The organism is Bradyrhizobium sp. C9 (assembly GCF_002532045.1).
Taxonomy (GTDB): Bacteria; Pseudomonadota; Alphaproteobacteria; order Rhizobiales; family Xanthobacteraceae; genus Bradyrhizobium.
Map to the genome: position 1 here is coordinate 12,126 of NZ_NWTG01000024.1, position 22,588 is coordinate 34,713.

The 22,588-nt window shown below is 56.8% G+C and carries 15 protein-coding genes; 7 read left to right on the forward strand and 8 right to left on the reverse strand.

Annotated features, from left to right (window positions below; all coding sequences use genetic code 11):
* Positions 1-212: 212 nt before the first annotated feature.
* The 3 genes from CO675_RS32140 to CO675_RS32150 all read right to left on the reverse strand — a co-directional run bounded on the left by CO675_RS32140 (position 213) and on the right by CO675_RS32150 (position 7,898).
* A complete protein-coding gene (locus CO675_RS32140; RefSeq protein WP_097675784.1) occupies positions 213-5,666 on the reverse strand; it encodes a PDDEXK-like endonuclease domain-containing protein in 5,454 nt (1,817 codons plus the stop codon).
* A 550-nt stretch (positions 5,667-6,216) separates the two neighbouring features.
* Positions 6,217-6,438 carry a hypothetical protein gene (locus CO675_RS32145; protein WP_245453016.1) on the reverse strand — a complete coding sequence of 74 codons (222 nt, stop codon included), beginning with the start codon at positions 6,436-6,438 and terminating at the stop codon, positions 6,217-6,219.
* Positions 6,439-7,118: 680 nt separating this feature from the next.
* Positions 7,119-7,898, reverse strand: coding sequence for a hypothetical protein (locus CO675_RS32150; protein ID WP_143279182.1), 780 nt, complete (start codon positions 7,896-7,898; stop codon positions 7,119-7,121).
* Positions 7,899-8,170: 272 nt separating this feature from the next.
* Between CO675_RS32150 and CO675_RS32155 the strand changes: the two genes are divergently transcribed.
* The 3 genes from CO675_RS32155 to CO675_RS41690 all read left to right on the forward strand — a co-directional run bounded on the left by CO675_RS32155 (position 8,171) and on the right by CO675_RS41690 (position 10,442).
* Positions 8,171-8,617, forward strand: a complete 447-nt coding sequence (locus tag CO675_RS32155; protein ID WP_097675787.1) for a DUF2924 domain-containing protein — start codon at positions 8,171-8,173, stop codon at positions 8,615-8,617.
* Positions 8,614-9,993, forward strand: coding sequence for a recombinase family protein (locus CO675_RS32160; RefSeq protein WP_097675788.1), 1,380 nt, complete (start codon positions 8,614-8,616; stop codon positions 9,991-9,993). Before CO675_RS32155 ends, CO675_RS32160 begins: the two co-directional genes overlap by 4 nt.
* A gap of 176 nt (positions 9,994-10,169) precedes the next feature.
* Positions 10,170-10,442 (forward strand): hypothetical protein, encoded by a 273-nt coding sequence (locus CO675_RS41690; RefSeq protein WP_245453018.1) that lies wholly within the window; start codon positions 10,170-10,172, stop codon positions 10,440-10,442.
* A gap of 407 nt (positions 10,443-10,849) precedes the next feature.
* Here the strand turns inward: CO675_RS41690 and CO675_RS32170 are convergent, their stop codons facing one another.
* Positions 10,850-11,305: a TspO/MBR family protein gene (locus CO675_RS32170; protein WP_097675790.1), complete on the reverse strand. Its 456-nt coding sequence runs from the start codon at positions 11,303-11,305 to the stop codon at positions 10,850-10,852.
* A 184-nt stretch (positions 11,306-11,489) separates the two neighbouring features.
* On the opposite strand from CO675_RS32170, the gene CO675_RS32175 reads away from it, so the two are divergent.
* The 3 genes from CO675_RS32175 to CO675_RS32190 all read left to right on the forward strand — a co-directional run bounded on the left by CO675_RS32175 (position 11,490) and on the right by CO675_RS32190 (position 14,042).
* Positions 11,490-11,705: a hypothetical protein gene (locus CO675_RS32175; protein WP_097675791.1), complete on the forward strand. Its 216-nt coding sequence runs from the start codon at positions 11,490-11,492 to the stop codon at positions 11,703-11,705.
* A 565-nt stretch (positions 11,706-12,270) separates the two neighbouring features.
* Entirely contained in the window at positions 12,271-12,474 is a 204-nt protein-coding gene (locus tag CO675_RS32185) for a DUF3606 domain-containing protein (RefSeq protein ID WP_097675792.1), read from the forward strand.
* Between the two features lie 389 nt (positions 12,475-12,863).
* Positions 12,864-14,042 carry a DUF2252 family protein gene (locus tag CO675_RS32190; protein WP_283808133.1) on the forward strand — a complete coding sequence of 393 codons (1,179 nt, stop codon included), beginning with the start codon at positions 12,864-12,866 and terminating at the stop codon, positions 14,040-14,042.
* Between the two features lie 296 nt (positions 14,043-14,338).
* On the opposite strand, the gene CO675_RS32195 is transcribed toward CO675_RS32190, so the two are convergent.
* A complete protein-coding gene (locus tag CO675_RS32195) occupies positions 14,339-14,524 on the reverse strand; it encodes a hypothetical protein (RefSeq protein ID WP_097675794.1) in 186 nt (61 codons plus the stop codon).
* 58 nt (positions 14,525-14,582) lie between these two features.
* Between CO675_RS32195 and CO675_RS32200 the strand changes: the two genes are divergently transcribed.
* Entirely contained in the window at positions 14,583-16,166 is a 1,584-nt protein-coding gene (locus CO675_RS32200; RefSeq protein ID WP_245453019.1) for an anti-phage dCTP deaminase, read from the forward strand.
* A gap of 30 nt (positions 16,167-16,196) precedes the next feature.
* Here the strand turns inward: CO675_RS32200 and CO675_RS32205 are convergent, their stop codons facing one another.
* Genes CO675_RS32205 through CO675_RS32215 form a run of 3 tightly spaced genes read right to left on the reverse strand, consistent with a single transcriptional unit; the run spans position 16,197 to position 22,088 of the window.
* Entirely contained in the window at positions 16,197-19,370 is a 3,174-nt protein-coding gene (locus CO675_RS32205) for a type I restriction endonuclease subunit R (RefSeq protein WP_097675795.1), read from the reverse strand.
* Positions 19,367-20,494, reverse strand: a complete 1,128-nt coding sequence (locus CO675_RS32210) for a restriction endonuclease subunit S (RefSeq protein WP_097675796.1) — start codon at positions 20,492-20,494, stop codon at positions 19,367-19,369. The genes CO675_RS32205 and CO675_RS32210 overlap by 4 nt, the downstream gene beginning before the upstream one ends.
* Positions 20,487-22,088 carry a class I SAM-dependent DNA methyltransferase gene (locus CO675_RS32215; RefSeq protein WP_097675797.1) on the reverse strand — a complete coding sequence of 534 codons (1,602 nt, stop codon included), beginning with the start codon at positions 22,086-22,088 and terminating at the stop codon, positions 20,487-20,489. The genes CO675_RS32210 and CO675_RS32215 overlap by 8 nt, the downstream gene beginning before the upstream one ends.
* Positions 22,089-22,588 lie beyond the last annotated feature (500 nt).

A 22,588-nucleotide genomic window follows, 5' to 3' on the forward strand; every position in this document is an offset into this window, starting at 1 on the left:
CCGCCCGCAGTTTCAAACGTAACTCGCTCGGCCAACTTGCATCACTGCAAGCGCCTAGCGGGCGGCAAAGGTTCTGTCTCCGCACCATGAGGCAATTCACTTACCGTCGGCTGGCTTGGAAAATTTACGCAAATACGATTCGCAAATGAGACGTTATGAAAGAAGTCGCCCAATGGCCGACAGACGCCACTCTGCCGAGAGGATGATCGGCTTCATAGACCGTGCCCCGCTGAGATATTTGATTCAGGATTACCCTTTGAGATCCTCTCTATGATGGCCGGCCGGATGTAACTTCCTACAAGGACCTCGACCTCGTCGCCTTCTTCCGCACCGAGCAAAGCCGTCGCCACCGGCGTGAGATGGTGGACAATTCCGCGCGAGGTATCGGATTGCGCCTTGCTGATGGTCACATTGATCGTTCGCTTGTCATCAGTCAGATAGCGAAACTTCACAGTGTCTCCGACTTCGACTCTACGATCATTCTTCGAGCTCGGCTGTTTTGAATCAGACGGCCGGACAATAATCGGCTTGCCCTCGCCAAAGACATCGAGCGCACGTTGTTCTGGCTTGACCCTGATTTCGGGAGGCGTGGCGCTGGGTTGGGGGGTCCTAAGAAACTCCTTTTCACGGCGCTTCAAGGCGGCGAGCTGATCGATTATCGCCTTCCGAAGCTTCTCTGCTTCTTGACGGGGGTTGTTAAACCAGTCCGTCGACCAGATTCGATGCAGCCTCCAACCCAAACCTTCAAGGATCTCCTGTCTAAGCCGGTCACGGTCGCGGGCTGACTTAGCCGAATGATAGCTCGCGCCGTCACACTCTACCCCGAGAACAAACCCGTGCGGCCAATCCGGATGACGGACGCCAATATCGACAAAATAGCCGGCCACTCCTACCTGCGGCACGGGGGTGCAACCCATGGCTTTTATCTGTTCAATAACGAATAGCTCAAAGTCCGAGTCTGGCTCTCGCTCGGTCGTCTCACCAGAATCGAGAACACCGCTCGCCGAATACTCCAGCCAGCGCTTGAGCATGTGCGCACCGGGGTTGCTATGCTCCTCAGCCTCGATATCTGCAGCAGTCATTGACGAGAACGTCACGATCTTTTGCTTCGCACGAGTGAACAGAACGTTCAATCTCCGCTTGCCCGCCAGGCCATTTATGGGACCAAAACGCTGCATGACGCGAGCGCCTGGTTCTTCCGCACCGTATACCGTCCCTATGAATATGACGTCGCGCTCATCGCCCTGTACGTTTTCTAGATTCTTGATGAAAAACTCCTCGAGACCATCGTTCCGCTCCCTCCACGTGTCCATGTACTTCTGAACCGAGCGGCTGTTCGCGACCGCGTATTCGAACTCCTCGATTATAAGGTCACGCTGCTTCTGGTTCAGGGTAACCACACCAAGCGACCTATCAGGATCCGTTTGCATGAACTCGACGATCGCGTCGATCATCGCCTTCGCTTCAACCGGATTGGTGCCGGCTTTGTAGCGGCCCTTCACGTTCCTAAACTCGACCCCCATATGCGCGATCGCCTCTGTCGGGGATGGGAACACGATGAGAGAGTCGTCGTAGACTAGTCGATTCGAGAATTTGATGAGACCTGAATGGCGCGAGCGGTAGTGCCAACGGAGGCGCCGGGCTGGACGGAAAGAGCCATTGGCCATTTCCAGCACCGACTCGTTCAAGACAGCTTCATCCTCGTCTGCCTCCTCATCATCAATCACCGTCCTGAAGAAGCTGCTCGGTGGAAGCTGATTGGTGTCGCCAACAACCACGGCCTGCGAACAGCGCAAAAGAGCGCCGATCGCAGACTCCGGTGGCATTTGAGAGGCCTCGTCGATAATGCAAAGGTCAAATTGGATGCTGCCCTTTGGCACGTACTGCGCAACCGCCAATGGCGACATCATCCAGCAGGGCTTGAGTTCAATCAGCGCCTCTCCGGCACGTTGCGTCAAATCGCGAACAGGTATGAACCTTTGCTTTTTGCTAATCTCATTTTCGATCAGCGACAGGTTCGTCCAGGTGGACTTTCTGCCAATCCCATTACCCATCGGGGGACGCGCAGTTGCCTTCACCGTGGCGCGAAGCTGCTTGCGCGACAACTGAATTATTTCTCGATCCTTCTCGACGAGAGCGGCTCTGAGTTCGTCCAGCCTCACACCTCGATATCGGCTTAGCTTGCGACCCAGCTGCGCGTACACGGCTTTGGCCAACTGGCGTATGGCAAGCGCCTCAACTTGAGAGCCCAACCCTACTAAGGAGCCATGCCGCAGTCTTTCCTGCACGAGGGGCATGATTCCTTCCGGGCCGGCATCGGTAAGCGCTGTCGCGAAGGTCGCGAACGCAAACAGGCCACTTCTATCCAAGGACGCTAGTTCTAGTGCTTCGGCGGCCTCAGAGAGGCTCCGATCGCGCGTAAATGCATCAGCTTCAATCTTCGCAATCTCGGCCAGCTTGGCCAAAGTGGTCGTAAGCTTGTCCTCTGAGGCCAGCACCGCGCTGATAGCTTGAGAAGCCGCCAGCGGGTCTCCCTTGAGAAGGACATTCCGGAGTAGAGAGGCGTGATTTTCGGTCGACCGCGCCCATTTGCCCAACTCTCCCAGGTGCTCGCTTTGGGTCTTGTGACCGGCGAAACGCTCGCCCAAGAGTTCGCGCGCTTGTTGGTGATCGTCGAGGCTGCGGCGCTGCGAGTGCAGCGCTTCCAACCGCAGCCTCAGGTCCCGAATTTCGGCAAGCCCGACCTCCTGATTTCTCAGCACGCCGGCAACCGGCCTAAGTTCATCTATCGCATCTTCTATCCGTATCGCATTTTGTTCCGCGGCGGCGATCCGCTCGTCCAGGGATGCAAAGCTGATCGAAATACCTGTGGCAGGAATTGCCGGAAACAGGTCGAGTTGGCTCAATGGGCCATCGCGCAAAAGCCCACGCAATGATATGTGCTCCGGTCCATCAAACTCCCCTGAGATTCCCTCGAGAAACCGCACCAAGCGGCTGAACGGCTCGAAGTGGGTGTCCAAACCACGATAGTACAACCCAAACAGGCCACTCGCATCGGCCTGCCTGTTAAACTCGGCCGATCTGCGCTGGAATGAAAGAAACTCATCGAGGCTTTGGATTGCCTCTGCTCTCGAGAACGTCGACGAACGCGAGATCGACCTGAAAAGCCGCTTTGCCTCGCGGTACTTGGATGAAAGAAAGGCAAACGTGCCGGCGCTGCGAAACGCTGAAACGCAAGCGACGAGTGCTCCAGGCGGAACGTCGGCAGATAGGGAGATCTTCTCCGAAAGACTCGTCCGCAGACGTTGTAGTTGCTGCCCCTCCTCGCACAATCGGCGCAGGTGAAAGTGAGCGTCCTCTTGCGAATGCTTTCCAGTCCTCAGAGCAAGTGCTTCGCGCCCGACTTCTCGACATAGAGCGTGCGCCCTGCCAATGTCATCTAGCGACCAATTTTTTGCGGCCCCATGAGCACTGACGAGCGGCTGCAACTTCGTCGCTATTCCACGCGCTGTGTTTGCCGATGCTCGATGACTCTGCGACTCCTCGGCAAGCTCGCCTTCGCTGATGGAGGAAAGTGAGGCGCGTTCGCAGATCTCCTCCAACCGCCGGATCTTCTGTAAGGCTATCAGGCCTGGTTCTTCCGTAAGTTCGGACACAAGCCGAACTTCGGCGGCACTCAGACCTTCACATTCCTTGAGAAACGAAGATAGTAGGCTCGCTTTACCCTCGGCGAGCACCTCGCAAACTAGCTCTGACGAGTGCAGCTGCAAATGCTCGGTACACGCCGGCAGAAATTCCTGAAGCGCCTCTATGTTCGAACGAATCTGATTCTGAAGGCCCCAAGGCTGGAGAGCCTCCAATGCAATCGAAAGTGCCCGGGCTTCATTGGAAGCTTTGGCGGCAAGTGCGCACGCTTCTTCAACGGTAAAGCGGTCGGGATTAACAAGCTGGGTGTCCTTCCATGCAAGACCCGAAACGAGTACCTCGGCATGAGCCTTCTCGATCTGTAGCCCCAGTTGCACGAGCCCTGCTAAACCTGAAGCGGTTTGCATTTCGCTCCGAAGCTTACAAAGCTCGAGTATCTCGTTCGAAATTCCGGATAGCCGATCACTGGTGGCGATGCTCTTCCCAAGGATGGCGTAGACCGTCAGTCTGGATTGACCAAATTCGGTTGTTAGAAGATCGATGTAGTCCGCTAATTCTTGACGAACACGCCGGAATTCATCGATTTTAGCGTCATAGCCCCGGATTGCTTGGCTCTGCTGCATGTCCAGTCGAGCCCGTATGGACTCAATCACCTGTTCACGCGTCGACTTCTCAGCCTGAAGCGGCAACAGGAATTCGCCCAAGCCGACTGCCTCGAGCCGCGATTTGACCACGTTCAAGGCGGCAAGCTTTTCGGCAACGAATAGAACCTTTTTGTTCGCAGCAAGCGCCCCAGCAATCGCATTTACAATCGTTTGAGACTTGCCCGTACCTGGTGGGCCCTCAACTGCTAGATTCCTGTCGTCGGCTATATCGACCAGAACGCTAAATTGGGATGAGTCAGCGTCCATGACGAGGCACGGTACCTTGGCCTCGATGTCGGGCTTATCTACTTCATACTCGTCGGCAAAGGGCGAGGCTCCAGCGGCTTCCGAGCCAGCAAGAAGTGTTTGCACAACGTCGTTTTGCGGAAAGTCCGGCTGCTTCGGATCGAGGTCGTGATACATTGCCATTCGGGCAGAAGGAAAGACACCGATCGCGACCTGACGTCTGACACGCCATTTCCGCTTCTTAGGCAGGACGCTCCCAACCTCTTTGAAGTAAGTCTCAACCGACGTTCCGTCGAATTTGGGCATCTCTATCGAGAATTCGAGGCTCAGCTTCTCGGTTAGAACGGCGTTCAACTCTGGCACGTCCCCCGTTCCAGAGATGAAGTACTTTGGGCCCTGCGGCGTTCGGACGCGCTTGATTTCGACTTGCAGAAGGACGAGAGGCGCGAATGAACTTTCACCCCGATCATCCTCCGACCATTCCAGAAACCCGAATGCAACGTGGAGGACGTTCATGCCGGTTTCCTGTAGCCAGGTCCGGCTCTTGGACATAATTGCGTTTAGCTTTCGCTCGAGATCGGGAGGCAGCAATAGTGTCTGGATCTTATCGTCCGTATGGCGCCCGTCGGCATGCTCGGCTTCGGCCGCAGGCAGATCGTAGGAGGGAAGGATGCCGTTATTCTTGGCATGCTGGGTAAGGTTAATCTCGGACTTTTGCACTCGCGGAGGCATTCCGAGTTGCTGTCTCACTCGGTCCTTAAGGGCGCGTTCCGCAGCACGGGTCTTGTCGAGATAGTCGTCGCCATCTCGATCGACGGCTTCCATAGCGGCGACGTAGTCGTCGTCCGTTAGCCGCGCGTTGATGAGTGCTTCCCGGAACGCGTCCACCTGCTCATCACGAGGATCCTCTTCGATGGGAGGAAGAGGTACCAGTTCCAGTTCTTGCCCATTACAAAGCTCAAAGAACAGCACGTCCGGAAGCTCGTCCACGGTTCTCAGATGAGCGTTCGAGCGTGGACCGAGTTTGGTCGAAATAAGAGGATTGCGCCTGCTCAGATCAAGCAGCTTTGGACGAAGATTCTCGATTCTCGTGCGAACCAGCGCGTCGAGACTTTCAGATCCGGGCTTCATGTTGGAGCTAACCTTCAATTGTCGGGGAGCTCAGGACCAAAAGATCCCGGTTGTGCAGCGATACTGCTGCGGACGAAAAGCCGCCCGGTCGATCGGAGAGGCTGCAGCAAACCCAAAATCAGCGCAAATAATCGTGGATCGAACTTCACTACCGCCCCTGAAATCTCGCTTTCAATGCCGCGAGTTATGCTCAATCGCGACCATTTTATGTTGTACAGCCGCGCGTTGTGTCCAGAAGATTATGCCCACTCCCGACGAAAGTAGATCCGTATAAGCCCGGCGGCGGTACCGGAGCGGTGACCAACTGGATCCCACACTCCTGCAGGGTGTCGCGGACGGATTTGCGCCAGCCCTCGCGGAGGTTTTACTTGGCATAGAATAAGGCTCTCTCGCCCTCCACCGCATCGCCTTTTGCTCCTCTGTAAGTATCGGACAAAGCGAGCATTTCTGCTAACTTCCGAAATCGCAGCGCTGCTGGAAAACATCACTGCGTGAGAGTGACACCGGACCGCGGGCCGGGAGGCACCTGAGGAATTCAGCAGCCCCACTCTCACTGCTGATCGGTGCCCGCTCTGGTGAGTTCGATCAGAAACTTAGTACGCGCTGCCGGACTGGCGGCCAACCAGGCCGCGCGCAGCATCTTAACCTCGGCCGCCTCGTCCGAAGCGGCCTGCATACCTTCCCTGATTCGCTGCCTAACCTCGGGATCAGCCATTCGCTCTTTGGTGCGCTTACTGATCTCAGCACTGCGCAATCGCATTACTTCGGCCATGCGAGCCCTCATTTCGGGCGAATGTTTCGAACCTCGTTTCATCGTTGATGCACCTCTTCGTGATTGTCCAAGTTTCCAAGCTCGTTGGCTCTTAACGCAAAATATCCGAGTGGCTTTCTGTATTTAATTCCGAGATTTTGCGCGTGAACCACCCACTCCGGTCGGCAGCGGGGCACTGTAGAGTTTTGACCACCCCCTCCCCTCGTGCCTATCACTTCGAGCTTCGCACGATCAGAGTGAGCCATAGTGTTATTTTACCCTCCTGCTTGGTGGTGAAGGTTGGAGCGGAGGACATAGGCGAGAAATCCCGACGCTCGCGCATCGAGACTCGTCCCATGCCCTCTGCGATCTTGCTAGGCGGAGCCAGGCCGTCGCTTTCGGACCCTGCGCATGCGATGGCGCAACGCAGGTCGCGTCTACTTGCGGCGATGTCCACCTCGCCGACAGCCACCCTCACGCTTCAGGCCGGGCTCGCTTTGGCTGTATCCCACGGTAAGCAAATCAGTACGCGCCGCCGCCGTTAACCGACCAGCGCGCATGAACACGACGCTCTTCAATGCACGCGGCGAGAAGCCGCGCACGAACGCCGTAAGCCGCGCGAGGAAACTTGTCAGGGTATAGAACCCAGAAATGTCAAAGGGTATTGTCCTGCAAGGACCACCAGATCGACTACTGGGACATCACTTAGGAATCTTCAAAGCGCCATTGCGACCGAGCAGCCGCTTGATCTGAATGTAGAGACTTGACTGCCCTTTGCGCGTACCCGTCGAATAGAGGAATACCTGGTTGACGAACCTGTGGAAGGATCCGTCCTCCGTCTTTCGTGCCTCAGCCGGCCGGAAATCGTCGTAAATGTGGTAAGCGCCGATCACTAGTCGTTCAGAAGGTGTACCGTGCCATTGGGTGACGATGTTTGTATTTCCGCCACGATCCTTAATCGGAAACGGCGTGTTCAACAGACTCCACATTTCGAACTCTTGGGCCATCAAGCGAGCGTATTCAGTCAACGCTTTTAGCTGGGCCACAAACTCTCCATCGCCGTTTGCGACCAAAGAGGGTGGCGGCAACTCGGATGCGCGCGCCTTCCTATGCAGCAATCTTGGATCAGGACCGCCCGCGGCCGGCGGCCTTGGTTTCAAAAGCCACTCCCGAGAATAGTCGTCCAACGAGCTGAGCAAGGACGCCAACTGACGCGATTTGGCGGCGACCTCCTCCAGATTCCGCGTCACATGGCCAGCTCTCGGGGCGCCCCTGGAGGCAAATCGTAGTTTGTTGAAGCGCTTTGCTAATTGAGTAATCCGAGCCTCTGCGCATTTTTCGCAAAGACAGACTTGGTCAAAGACATGGTTGGACGAAAACGAACCGAGCTCTCGTTTTGCTTCGGCTAGGGCATTCGGGGTCCCGGCAGGATCGATCTTCTCCTCGGGTACCTTCATCGACCAACGCTTGGATCTGGACATTTGCGGTAATCAACCTTCGAAAATTTCCGGGTAGGACCTCTTGGACAGGACATTCTGCCCGCCGACGCTCGCGGGATGATACCGACCTTCACAACCGATTCGGATTCGACCAGGGCGAAAGTCGTGGAAATCGGCACAATCCTGGCCGCCGGCCTCCAGCGTCTTCTGGAACGAAAGTCCAGTCATTTATCGCGTTGCAACGAAGAAAATCCGCTCGACAGTGACGAGGTGGTTGAGGGTCATGTCCGGCGAAATAGCAAGGAATTGGCCCTTTGAAGACCCACGTCCTGTCGCAGCTGGCGGCCCTCAAGAGCGCCCCTGTCGACGTTCTTAAGAGCCGCTGGCGCGAGCTCTTTGATACTGAGCCTCCAGCCTACAATCGGCGCTTTCTAGAGAACCGATTGGCCTATCGCATTCAGGAGCTGGCTTATGGCGGGCTCAGCCGCGAGACCCAAGACCGCCTGAAGGCTATGGCCAAACAATATGCCAGTCAGGAGCCGGCTGAGCGCAAAGCTCGGCCCGCCTTGCGGCCGATAGCTGGAACCAGACTGATCCGGGAATGGCAGGGCGCGGAGTATTCCGTGACGGTCCGGTTGAATGACTTCGAATACCTTGGCCGTCCCTACAAGTCCCTCTCCTCGGTCGCTCGCGAGATCACAGGCACCAAATGGAATGGCTGGGTCTTTTTTGGTCTTAAGAACACTCTGGATCGGAAATGAGCCTCCGCCATCGCCCGCAAAGCAGCGCTAAGCGCTCAAGCAGCCCATTTGATTCGAGCGTACGTCCGGGTGCGGTTCGCAAAACGCGTTGCGCCGTTTACACTCGCAAGTCGAGCGAAGAAGGGCTCGACATGGACTTCAACTCACTCGATGCGCAGCGGGAGTCCTGTGAGGCCTACATCACCAGCCAAAGAGCCGAGGGCTGGTCACTGGTTTCGGACCGCTACGATGATGGTGGGTTCTCGGGAGGAACGTTGGAGCGACCCGCTCTGAAGCGGCTGCTGGCCGACGTCAAAACTGGGAAGATCGACGTTATTGTCGTCTACAAGATCGACCGTCTTTCTCGCTCGATGCTCGATTTCCTCCAGCTGGTCGAGCTATTCGAACAGCACGGCGTCATATTTGTCTCCGTGACTCAGTCCTTCAATACTAAGGACGCCATGGGCCGCATGGCGCTGAACATCCTGATCACGTTTGCGCAGTTCGAGCGAGAAGTGATCGGCGAGCGCATCCGCGACAAGGTTGCAGCGTCCCGTAAGCGTGGCAAGTGGATGGGAGGCTGGACACCCCTCGGCTACGAAGTCCGCGATCGCAAGCTGCTCATCCACGAGCAGGACGCTGAACGCGTGCGGTCGATCTTTCGACGATTTGTCCAACTTAAGTCTGCAACGCTGCTGGCTCGCGAACTCGTCACCGCCGGCGCGAAAAACCGATATGGCCACGTGCTCGACAAGGGCGTCCTGTACAAGATCCTCCACAACCGGGTTTATATCGGCGAAGCAGTGCATAAGGGGACGTCGTATCCCGGCGAGCACGAAGCGATTATCGATCGCAAGCTCTGGGACCAGGTCCATGGCATCTTAAAGGAGAGCCCCCGCAAGCGAGCAAATAATGCCCGTGCACGATCACCAGCACTGCTGAGAGGCCTCCTCTTTGCTTCTGATGGAGCAGCCATGACGCCAACCAATACACGGAAAGCCGGGCGGCTCTACCGCTACTACATCAGCCAGACAGCGCTGAAGCAGGGCAGGTCCGACTGTCCGGTCAGAATGGTGCCGGCTGCCGAGATCGAACGAATCGTCGTCGAACAGGTTCGCCTTCTGCTCCAAACCCCTGAGGTCATCGTTCAGACTTGGCGTGCGGCGCGCAAGCAGCGCAGGGACGTCACTGAGAACGATGTCCGCAACGCGTTACTTGGGTTTGACGAGCTATGGAATGAGCTGTTTCCAGCAGAGCAAGCTCGCATCGTTGAGCTGCTCGTCGAGCGCGCCGATCTTGGGTCGGACAAACTGGACATCACGCTCAAGGTTGAGGGCCTAACCTCGCTAACTAGCCAACTCAGCACACAACCAGTCCTCCAACAAGCCGCCGAATGACCCGCCCAGCTCCTATTACGATCGGCGTGCCCAGTCGCCCCAAGATGAGCCGTGATGGCCGCACTATGGTTGTGAGCATACCGATTTCGCTGCGCCGACAGGGAGGCCGGAAACGCGTTGTTACCCCTGCCGATTCTTCGCCCTGGTCGCCGGCTCCGACACGTGTCGACAACACCATGATCAAGGCGCTCGTTCGCGCCCATCGATGGCGCGGCATGCTCGAGTCGAACCTATTTACTTCAGTCCGCGACTTGGCAAAGGCTGAGAAGATCAACGAATCCTACCTCTGCCGGGTGCTCCGGTTGACGCTACTCTCGCCAACGCTCACGGAAGCGATTCTCAACGGCAGACAACCCACTGGGCTTGATTTGGCAACTTTGCTTAAGTCGCTTCCAGTCGAGTGGGACCGGCAAGAAGCGCTCCTGCAGCAGATGACCGCACGCGACTAGCTGAACGCGAGCCATTCTATGCCGCACGGCGATTTGCAGCGATTGCAATGCGCAGGCTGCCCGAAAGTGCTTGTCAATTGCCAGTCTTGGGCCTCATTGCTCCATTGGATGGTTGCGTGACAAACAATGTCATCTGAACCGCAACGATCGCACACCGGCGTGTATCTTTGAGCCGGATCCGCACCCTGGCTAGGTGTTTCGGCGAGCAGATTAAAAGGATTGATCAGTAGTGTCCGCCGCATGTCGTCGGTCCCGGCCTGTAAGCCTGTAGCTAAACTTACATCCATTGGCTTGCTTCGAAAGCCCGAACCTCGTTGTGCGACGCAATCGTGCACCGCTCCCGATGATCGCTCTCTGATCGACGTACCGTCAGAACTGAGCAGGATGAGCGCTATCTTTTCGGCTGATCAGTTTAGGCGGTACAGTGAGAAGTTTAAGAGCGACGCAAACGCCACCCAGGCCGCGTACGGGAAAAATAAGAGCGCCGCAAGCCGATTGGTCCGCCATTGCAGACCTATAAAAAACAGTATCAAACCCAGCAGCAGAACGATGACTGCAAGGCCCATAGCCAAGTTATGCAATCGGAAGACAACGGGAGACCAAAGAAAGTTAAGTGCCATCTGTCCGAGCCAGACCTGCAAGGCCTTGCCATTGACCTCCTGTAGGTAGGTGCGCCATCCAGCGATGGCGATCATCACGTACAGAATGGTCCAGGTTGGCGCGAACACCCAGTTCGGCGGATTGAATGGCGGCTTCTGCAGCGCAGCGTACCATGCGCCAGGCAAGTTGGTTGCACCGATCAGCCAGCCGGTACCTACAACGGCAACAAGAAAGACGAGCAGGCTGCGATTTCGCGTTGTCATGATCGGTATTGCACGTTTGGGACCGAGACTGGAGGAAGACAAGCTTTGGTATCGAGGATGGACTTCGCGGGCCTCGCCCCCGCCCGGCTGCAACCTAAGCTATAACGGTATGGGCGCATAGCCTGCCGCGGGCTCGGCGTATATTGCAAAAGGAACTATCGAGCTCGAGGCCTGTTTTGCTTCTATGAGCGAGCCGTTGCCAGTCCTCGTGGAGAAGTCGATTCAGATCGCCTGGGACTTCCTCGAGCGCTCCGGCGAAATCACAGATGCAGCCGACGCGAGCCGCTTCCTTCTCAGAAGTATTGACGACATGGCCCGAGCCGGTGAGCACCGGCCGCTGATGCTGGCGAACAATGCCATTGACGCTTACCGGCGCTACAAGCGCTTGCTCGCGGCATGATCGACCCCAATTGTCCGATCTGCGGCGGTCTGGGCTGGGTCTGCGAAAACCATCCGCACCTGGCCTGGACAAAAGACCCCCGTGGTTGCCAGTGTGGCGCAGGCATGAGATGCGCATGTAACAGCTCCAGCGACATGGATCAGGGTCTGGAGGAGCCCGATGTGAGCGGGGTTTCTCGTAGACCCCGCCCTCCAGAGCTAGCGCCGCGCGGTCTTCTTACGACGGCTGTAGGGCGAGCGGTTGATCGGCCGGAGCGAGATGCCCTCGCACTGAGCTATACTCGCGATCGAAGCCTTCGGTCTTTCCATCTTAAGGCTGATGACACCTGTCGAGTATTCGCCTTTGGGAGCGATCGAAGCTGGCTGACTTCCTTATCGGTCCAAGGCTGACGCGAACCGCGCTTGTACTATGGGTCGGCCTTTCGCGCGCCCTTTTTGCCGATGGGTGAACCCGGTCGTTTCCATGCTGCCTTTGCCATGTCGGCACCTCCTGCTCGGATGAACACATGAATCGGCTCGCCAGTTCCTACTTAGGAACGGAGCTTCCGAGCCCGAGTTATTTGGTAATGGACAGCCTTACCAAGAAAGATCAGTTCGAGCGTTCAAAGATCAATGTGCATGCGCCTGATCAAGTGAAATGCTGGGCTCATGCGTTGGGTGTCTCGAAGGAAGAGCTTCGCAAGGCGGTCGATAAAGTCGGGAATTCTGCTGCGGCCGTCCGCAAGGAGCTGGAGGCGAGCCATGACGAAAGAGCAAGAAGTCACCTCTGAATGTGCACGCGAAGCGCGAAGACAGGCCGCTCTTCTTCCGCCCGGTCCGATCAGAGACGCGCTGCTGGAGAAGGCTCAGCAGTACGAATTGGCCTCAAAGACTGACTTGCATCACGATGCCGAAGAACCGACCCTGGGATCCCGCTGAAGACGGCACTCTGCAAAAACTCATCGCTGAAGGCCGTTATGCCGCCGAGGTTGCCGTGGAGATGAACCGAAGTGAAGCCGCGGTGCGGCTCCGAGCTAAGGTTCTTGGGCTAACGTTTGCCACCGCCCCGCGGGGCCGTAGGCCGAGATAACGCCTGCGGTATCTTTAGACCGCGGAACTTTAGGGCGTTCATGAAGTTCCACTTGCCGGAACCCAATTGCGGACTGTGCGGAGGGGTCTGGTGAGCAATCTGGATTCAACGCGGCAAGGCATTCTAAAAACACAACAAACGCTGAAGATGGCACGCTCAGCGCACGCTTATGTTCGCGGAAGCACCGTCAAGTTCTATGAGTGGCTAGACGCTCAACGACGAGGCACTTTGCCAGAGGGGCCGCCGGTCTGGATCTGCGGCGATTGCCACGCGGGCAATTTGGGACCTCTGGCGGACGCAGATGGCAAGATACGAGTACAGATACGTGATCTTGACCAGACCGTGATTGGCAATCCGTCTCACGACCTGATCCGCCTAGCTTTGTCGCTCACGACAGCCTCGCGGGGCTCCAACCTACCCGGCGTCACCGCGGCCAAGATGATGGAAGCAATGATCGCAGGCTATGAGGAGGCGCTTCGTTCAGAAGACGATTTGCGCGACATGCCGAAAACAATTCGCCTGGTGGTGCGGCAGTCAGCACGGCGCACTTGGAAGCATCTCGCTGAAGAGCGGATCCGAAACACAAAACCCACGATCCCGCTAGGCAAAAAGTTTCTTTCGATATCGGACTTGGAACGCAAACGAATCAAGAAGCTGTTTGCAGCTAGCCCCCTTCAGCATCTGATCACAGCGCTCAAATCGCGCAAGGATGATTGCCGACTCAAAGTCGCCGATGCGGCTTACTGGGTAAAGGGCTGCAGCTCGCTTGGGCTTTTGCGCTACGCCGTTTTGGTCAAAGTCGGATCAGGCCGGTCGGCCGAATACGCGTTGATGGATATCAAGGAAGCGGTGACGGCATCGGCTCCGCGGTACAAGAAGGTTCGAATGCCCAAGTCGAATGGCGACCGAGTCGTCGAGGGAGCAAAAAATCTTTCGCCAAACCTGGGAGAACGAATGGTGGCCGGCAGTATCGGCAACCGCTCGGTATTCATTCGGGAGCTGATGCCGCAAGATTTGAAATTCGATTTCGATTCTATGGCTCAAGACGAAGCGGAGGATGTTGCTAAGTATCTAGCGACAGTCGTGGGCAAGGCACATGGGCGCCAGATGGACGGTGCAGAGCGAAAGCAATGGCTTCGAACGCTCGCTGAATCCAAGAGCAAGTCGCTGGACGCGCCAAGCTGGCTCTGGAGCAGCGTCGTCTCCTTGGTTGCGTCTCACGAAGCAGCTTATCTTGAGCACTGTCGTCGATTTGCTTTGGCGGCCTAGAGGCGAGTGCTCCCACCGTCGTGGGTCAGATTTGGCGTCTGAGTGAAAGCCGCATTCACAATTTTGAATCGATACGAACGTTCGCCCATCGAATGTTATGGAATTTTATTGCGATTCTAGACGCCCTTGCGCAAACTGCGCCTTTACGACCGAGCGGTACCCCGAAGGTAAAGGTCAGATTTCTAGGGTGCCCGGCTTGCTGGGAAAAGAGCTAGACCTAAACGTGTCACACGCAATGCGTGTCGTTAACTATAGACGCAATTCGGCAAGAATAGCGCTGCCAAAGAACTCAAAAATTAGGCAAATTGCTTGCGCTGCTGTTCAGTGGTCCGAGCCTTCTTGAAGGCAATGTCGATCCTGGATTGCTCTTGGTTTCTCCACTGCTCAAACCAAGCATCCATGATTTCGGTATGCGCGGCCTTCAGTTCAGCGGCGGCGCTGTCTGTTTCAGTTCCCCGTGCTCGATTGCTAACCTTGGCCATTTCGAATCAGCTCCCCCCGAATAATCTTTCTACCAAATCTTAAACGGAACGTGAATCCTTGGCACATGATATAATTCGTATCGCTCAACCCGAGCTATTTATAGGATTTGTAGCGCCAATCGGCACGGACATACGTGCTTCGATCAACAGCTTTTCCAAGTATTTTACCAGCGAGGGATACAACGTTGTTCCGATCAAGGTAACGGAGGTATTTGAAAAAATCGCCTCTTACCTCCCGCCCAAGAAGAAACTCGCGCCAAACCCAGAAGCGCGCCGGCTTGAAACCTACATCAAGTACGGGAACCAACTGCGTGCAACATTCGACGACGATCAAATTCTTGCAGCGATAACAATCACGCGCATCATACAGCGACGGCGATCTCGCGTCAGTTCCAACAAAGCCTTAGCGCCCGAAAAGAACGTCTATCTACTCTACCAATTCAAACGCAGAGAAGAAATCGACCTTTTGCGGTCAGTGTACGGCCGAGCCTTCTTTCAAGTATCGGTCTATTCCCGACGCGGCGCCAGAGTCGATAACCTTTCAAGGCGTTTTGCTGAAGGGCACAACCGAGGAAATCCGAATAGCTACCGAGGCGCGGCCGAAGAAGTCGTGCAAAAGGACGAAAACGAGTCGGATGAGCGACACGGCCAGCGCGTGTCGAGAATTTTCCACGACGCAGATGTCATCGTCAACTCCGACAAGGGTGAGGAAGACGTCGATCGCCAAATTAGACGATTCTGCGACCTGCTATTTGGATCGAATAAGATATCGCCAACCCGAAGCGAGTACGGAATGTTCGCCGCCAAAGCAGCGGCATTGCGAACGCTTGATCTATCCCGTCAAGTCGGCGTGGCGATATTCTCAAGCGACGGCGAAATTATCTCAATGGGATCAAACGAGGTCCCAAAAGCAGGTGGCGGCACATATTGGTGCGACGACCCCGCAGGGAATGATGATCGCGACTATCAACGGGGCCACGATGCGAACGACAAACGCAAGGCGCAATTGCTGCAAGAGCTGTTCGAGCTCGCGGGTCTTCGCAACGCAAAAAAGCTCCTCGACGACAAGAAGATCCAAGACTCTCAGTTTATGGATGCCCTAGAATACGGGCGGATCATTCACGCCGAAATGTCGGCAATATGTGACGCGGCGAGATTGGGTCGATCAGTGCAGGATGCCGTTCTGTTTACAACGACCTTTCCCTGCCATCTATGTGCAAAACACATAGTAGCGGCTGGTATCAAGAAAGTGGTATTTCTCGAACCGTACCCGAAGAGCCTCGCATCCACTCTCCATTCTGATTCTATAATCATAGAAGGGGCGGACCGGGGCAAGTACGCTGCTTTTGACGGGGTTAGCTTCGAACACTTCGATGGCGTTTCACCACGTCGATACAGAGAACTCTTTGAGCGCACAAGCAGAAAGCGGCTAAGTGAATTTCAGGAATGGATCAACAACGTCAAACAACCGATCGTCGATCTGAAATTCCCTTTCTACCTGATTTTAGAAGACAATATCTTGGATTCCACGACCAAGTCTTTGGCGAAAATCAACATGCCCGTGACGGCGCTGGAAGGTGTTGTTGCGAAGCGGCCCCTCAAGAAGATTAGTAAAGCGCGGTCACCGAGAAGGCGAAGATAGCGATCATTCGAAAAGAATTTGGAAAAACCGTTAGGCCGCCCAATCAGCCGATAGCGCCTCAGCCTGCTGCAATACCTTCTGCACCGCCGCGTCCTGCAAGTCCGGCGGATAGCCGTACTTGCGCAACAGTCGCTTCACCAACACACGCATGCGAGCACGAGCCGCCTCTCGGTGCATCCAGTCAACCGTGACGTTCTTCCTGATGCTCGCCACCAGTTCGTGCGCGATCACCCGCAGTGCGGGCTCGCCCATGACTTGCCGCGCGCTCTCGTTCTCGGCCAGCGCATCATAGAACGCGATTTCTTCGTCCGAGAGGCCGCTCTCCTCGCCGCGCGTCCGGGCCGCTCGTATGTCCTTGGCAAGCTGGATCAGTTCTTCGAGCACCTGTGCGGTCGTCAGCGCGTTGTTGTGATAGCGTAAGATCGCCGCTTCTAATCGTTCGGAGAACGCTTTCGACTGCGTCACGTTGCGCTTGGCCTGTGAGCGCACCTCGCCGTTAATGAGCTTCCTAAGTGCCTCCACCGCAAGATTCTTCTTCGCGCTGTCGCGCACTTCGGCAAGAAAGTCGTCCGACAGGATCGATATATCTGGGCTTTCCAGTCCTGCGGCCTTCATGATGTCCACGATTTCGGTAGACACTACCGCTCGGCTGACAATCTGTTGGATTGCTAGTTCGCGCTCCGCAGCACTCCTCTTGCCGTCGCCGGGCACACTCTTGATCAAGGCGGCTCGGATTGCTTGAAAAAACCCGACCTCATCACGGATCGCCTGCCCTTCATCTGAGGCCGCAGCCAGGGCGAACGCTTTCGACAGCGCCACCACGGCATCAGCATAGCGCCGATGGGCGCGCTTTTTGCCGTCCTCAGTCGTCTCCCTGGCGGCGTCGGCCTGCTGGAGCGTCAATACCCAATCGATGGCGCCGGCCATGATGGCAAGCCGAGCCTGCGGTTTGGCGGTTGCGCTCAGCGCCGGGCGGTAATCGAACCCGCCCTTGATGTCAGGGCGGAACATGGCGCGGACGATTTCGTACTTCTCCATGAGTACGCGCACCGCATCTGCTTCGTCGATGCCGACCTGTTCGGCGCCGTGTCCGGCATATTGCCCCAGCGCGCTTTTCAGGTTCTGCGCGATACCGATGTAATCAACCACGAGCCCCGCAGGCTTGTCACGGAACACTCGGTTCACGCGCGCGATGGCCTGCATTAGTCCGTGGCCCTTCATTGGCTTGTCCACGTACATTGTGTGCATGCTGGGCGCGTCGAAGCCCGTGAGCCACATGTCACGCACGATCACCAGCTTGAGCGGGTCGTTCGACTTCTTGGCGCGCTTGGCAATCAATTCCCGCCGTGCCTTTGGCCGCTTGCCGATATGGGGCTGCCAAGCCGCCGGGTCAGAAGCCGCCCCCGTCATCACGATTTTGATCGCACCCGCGTCGTCATCGTCGCTATGCCACTCCGGGCGCAGCTTCACGATGGCATCATAGAGTGCCACACAGATGCGCCGGCTCATGCAGACGATCATGGCTTTGCCGTCAAGTGCTGCGATCCGCTCCTCGAAATGCGCCACAAGATCTTGCGCCACCATCCCGAGCCGCTTATCCGACCCGACCAACGCTTCGACACTTGCCCATCTTCGCTTGAGCCGATCCTGTTCACTCTCCGCTTCGTCCTCGGTGAGTTCTTCGATTTCAGTGTCGATCTTCGGCCGCTCATTCGCGTCGAGTTCGATCCGCGCCAACCGGCTCTCGTAGTAGATCGGCACGGTTGCGCCGTCCTCGACCGCGCGGCTGATGTCGTAAATGTCGATATATTCGCCGAACACGGCCGGTGTGTTGACGTCGTCCTTCTCGATGGGCGTGCCGGTGAACCCAATGAATGATGCGTTCGGCAGCGCATCGCGCAGATACTTCGCAAAGCCGTAGGAAATCGCGCCGGTCTTGGTCTTGACCTTGGCGCGAAAGCCGTACTGGCTCCGGTGGGCTTCGTCCGCGATAACGATCACGTTGCGCCGGTCGGTAAGAGCCGGATAGTCGGTCTGGCCTTCGTCCGGCGCAAACTTTTGTAATGTGGTGAAGATCACGCCGCCGGAGGGCCGATCCAACAGCTTGCGCAACTGATCGCGGTCCTCTGCCTGTTGCGGCGTCTGGCGCAGCAGGTCTTTGCACATGCTGAAGGTGGCGAACAATTGGTCGTCTAGATCGTTGCGATCGGTCAGCACCACCACAGTCGGGTTCTGCATCCCCGGATGCTTGATGATCTGCCCGGCATAGAACGCCATCAGGAGGCTCTTGCCGGAGCCCTGCGTATGCCAAATCACGCCAGCCTTGCGGTCACCACCCTGCGCGCTTGCCGATAGCGTGCTCTCCACCGCCTTCCGCACCGCATGGAACTGGTGATAGCCCGCAAGAATTTTGGCAACGTCACTCCCCGTGTCGCCGAAGACGATGAAATCCTTAATCAGCGCTAGGAAACGGCGGCGCTCAAACACGCCCTTGAGCACCGTCTCAAGTTCGGGCGTCCCTTTGGTCGCCAGGTCATCACCCATCACCGTCCGCCACGGCATGAAGCGCTCGCGGTCTGCGGTAAGCGAGCCGATGCGGGCAGCTATCCCATCCGATACGACCAGCGCCGCATTGGTGCGAAAGAGCGAGGTGATCTGGGCCTTGTAGGTCTGTAGCTGGTTGAACGCGCCGTCGAGGGTGGCGTTCTCATCGCCCGGATTTTTGAGTTCGATCACGCCGAACGGCAGCCCATTGACGAAGATCACGACGTCGGGCCGCCGGTTCGCCTTATTCTCGATCACCGTGTACTGGTTTACCGCCAGCCAGTCGTTGGCGTCCGGGTCATCGAAGTCGATAAGGCGCGCCTGCTCGCCGCCAATGGAGCTATCCGCACGGCGCACCTCGATTGGAACGCCTTCCACGATGTAGCGATGCAGCCGCCGGTTCTCCTCGACCAGCAAGGGCGTTTCCGTCTGGCTGACCTTGGCGAGAACTTCGGCGCGCGCCTCGACGGTCAGCGTCGGGTTGAGCTTCGCAATCGCTGCGCGCAGGCGATCAACTAGCAGCACATCGCCATAGCTTGCGCGCTCAGGTTTGTCGCCGTCTGGGCCGATGTGGAGGCCATTCGCCGTGCTGTAGCCAAGCTCAGACAGCCACGCGAGAGTGGCTTCCTCTACATGGCTTTCGGCGAAGTTCGAACTCACAGTGCTGCCTCCAAAATTCGCTCAGTATCCGTCACAGGAACTTCACCCGACATGAGCTTTGGAAGGAGAAAGTCACGAAGCTCAGATAATGTCTTGCTCTCTCTGTCATTAGCGTCGATTTTGGCGTCGAGCGGCTCAAGCATCCTCGTCAGCATTGCACCATCGGCCCCAGTTGGCAGCCCTATTGGAAAGTCACCTAGATCAATCAAAGGTATCCTATCCACAGTGCTTCCGTGGATAGTTCGCTGGCGAATGGTATTCTGGAACGACGGGGCCATATAGGCGCGCAACAAAAGCGTCGGGCTAATCTCATTACTAATTATACGCAGCAAGCCCATGCGGCGGCCGAGACAACAATCAAGTCCCTGGGGAATAAGGGCCGCCTGACCCAGTCGCGTCTCATATGAGAACACGACATCACCTGCGGTGGGCGCTACTCGTCTGGTCCACTTCGCAAAATCTTCAGGCGCAACATGTTTCGTGGTTGACAGGTCCAAGCGTCCATTTGAAAGATTAGATATTCCTAAGAATATTTGGCCTTCGTCCACTAACTTTGGTGTGGCGTGCGGACCGTCAAAAATTTCACAAACATCACTTAGCCGCAACTCCGGCCATTCACCTCTATCTTGCTTGTCGGTGAAGATCGCCCGGGCCATCGTTTCGAGCGTCTCGTTCATGCGGCGGTTGAGGTCGATCTTATCGTCGAGTGCTCCGAGGACGGAAGCGATAGCCTTTTGCTCGGCTAGGGACGGAATGCTTAAATTGCGGACGTAAACCGCTGACCGTGTGGTCGAAGGGATCGGTGAACCGTCGTCAATCTCACCGAGCTTGTGATGGATTATTGCATAGTAAAGCCAGCGCATATCCAAGCCGGACTTTGGAACCACGTAATACGCAGTGTCGATTACAAAGAAGGGCTCTTTCGAGAACCGAACGCCGCGATACGCGCCCTTTCGACCCAGAATTATGCCAGGGCCGGGAGCGAGCGCCTCCGAAGTCCAGCCGACTGGGCCGTTTGATCCGAAGACCCGATAAGGTCCAATTGCATCAGCATAGCCCCGAATTCCCTTTCCGTATTCGAGGCTTATTTCTTTGCCCCAGGTTGTAGCGCGCCACTCACCCATTCGCGCCAATCTCCGCCAATTTCGCGCGAATGATCGCCGTCAGTTTCTCGCTTTCTTGAACCTGCTCATCTAGCTTTGCACGCAATGCGGCGAACCGCTCTGAGAACGGCACGTCATCATCCTCAACGTCCGTCGCACCAACATACCGCCCCGGTGTCAAAACGTGGTTGTGACCTCTGATCTCGTCCAGGTTTGCCGACTTGCAAAGCCCGGGCACGTCTTCGTAGCCGTTACCTTCGCGCCACGCGTGATAGAGGCCGGAAATCTTGGCGATATCCTGTTCCGAAAACTCCTTGCGCGTCCGGTCCACCATCGTGCCGAGCTTGCGCGCATCGATGAACAGTACTTCACCGCTCCGATCACGCAGCTTGCTGCGGCGGTTCTTGTTGCGCGCAAGAAACCAGAGGCAGGCGGGAATTTGCGTCGAGTAGAAAAGCTGACCCGGTAGGGAGATCATGCAGTCCACCACATCGGCTTCGACCATTGCCTTGCGGATCGTGTCTTCGCCCGATTGCGCTGAAGACATGGAGCCATTAGCCAACACCACTCCCGCCGTGCCATTGGGGGCGAGGTGCCATAGAATATGTTGGAGCCAGCCGTAGTTGGCGTTGCCGACTGGTGGCGCACCATAGGTCCAGCGCGCATCCTCGCGCAGCCGCTCGCCACCCCAGTCAGAAATATTGAAGGGCGGATTGGCGAGTATGTAGTCGAAGCGCAGGTCTTTCAGCTCGTCCTTGTGGAAGCTGCCCTCATTGTTCCAGCGGATGTCGGCATCGATGCCTCGCACCGCGAGGTTCATCTTGGCCAGCCGCCACGTCGTGTAGTTGCTTTCCTGCCCGTAGATCGCGATGTCGCCGATCCGGCCGCCATGGGTCTCAACGAACTTTTCCGACTGCACGAACATGCCGCCGGAGCCGCAGCAGGGGTCGTACACGCGACCTTTATACGGCTCCAGCATCTCGGCCAGCACCCGCACCACCGACCGCGGCGTATAAAACTCTCCACCGCGCTTACCCTCGGAGCCGGCGAAGCCCCCAAGAAAATATTCATAGACGCGACCAAGAATGTCCTTCGCCTTGTCGTTCGGCTCGCCCATTCCGATCCCCGAGACGAGGTCAATCAGTTCGCCCAGCATGATCTTGTCGAGCGCCGGGCGATTGTAGTCCTTCGGTAGGACGCCCTTGAGGCTGGGGTTCGCTTGCTCGATTTCCGCCATTGCGTCATCGATCAGCTTGCCGATCGTCGGCTGCTTGGCGCTATCCTGGAGGTGTGACCAGCGCGCCTCCTTCGGCACCCAGAACACGTTCTCAGCGAGGTATTCATCAGGATCTTCGGCCGCGGCTGGGTCTTCCGCCAGCAGCGCCGCCCGCTTGGCTTCGAAGGCATTGGAAATGTACTTGAGGAAGATCAGGCCCAGCGCGACGTGCTTGTAATCGGACGGCTCAAGGTTCTTGCGCAACTTGTCTGCAGCAAGAAAGAGCTGCGCCTCGAAGCCGAGATTTGCCCCGTTGCCGTTCGCCTTGTTCTTTGATGATCTGGCCGGAGCGGCCGACGCTGAATCTTGCTCGTCCTTTTTCGGACGTCCCCTTGCCATTGCGGTAAGTTCCCCAGTCGAATTTGGCAGACACAATGCCTTCGGCTCGCTCCAAGCGCAACTGACGATTGCAGGAACAAGCCTCTGTTATGGCGAGGAAATTCAGATCGTCCTACAGTGCTCGAGAAATCCATCTGTCGCAGAAGGGCGCACGCTCCTCATCACGTGCGGCCCGACAACAGCTCGCGTCCAACTCGCGCTTGCGTCAGTCGGCTCGGCGCCCACGCCCAAAAATGAACTTAGCAAAGCTCGCGTTCAGCGTTCTGAGTAAGGCTTGATTGAGCCGAACACGGGCGCACCAATCGATCGAGCCGAGCGTGCGTAACCTTGCTGCCTTGCTGAGGACCGATACTCCCATTTTCCTGTTTCGGTTGAGCGAGAGAGATTCAAAACCGACCCGCTATTAGGGCTTTGTTTTCCGCGAAATGCCGTACCGTACCAATTTCCGGCGTTCTAGGATTCGGAGAAAAACGCATTCTCCAGCCCCATTCACGGCTCAC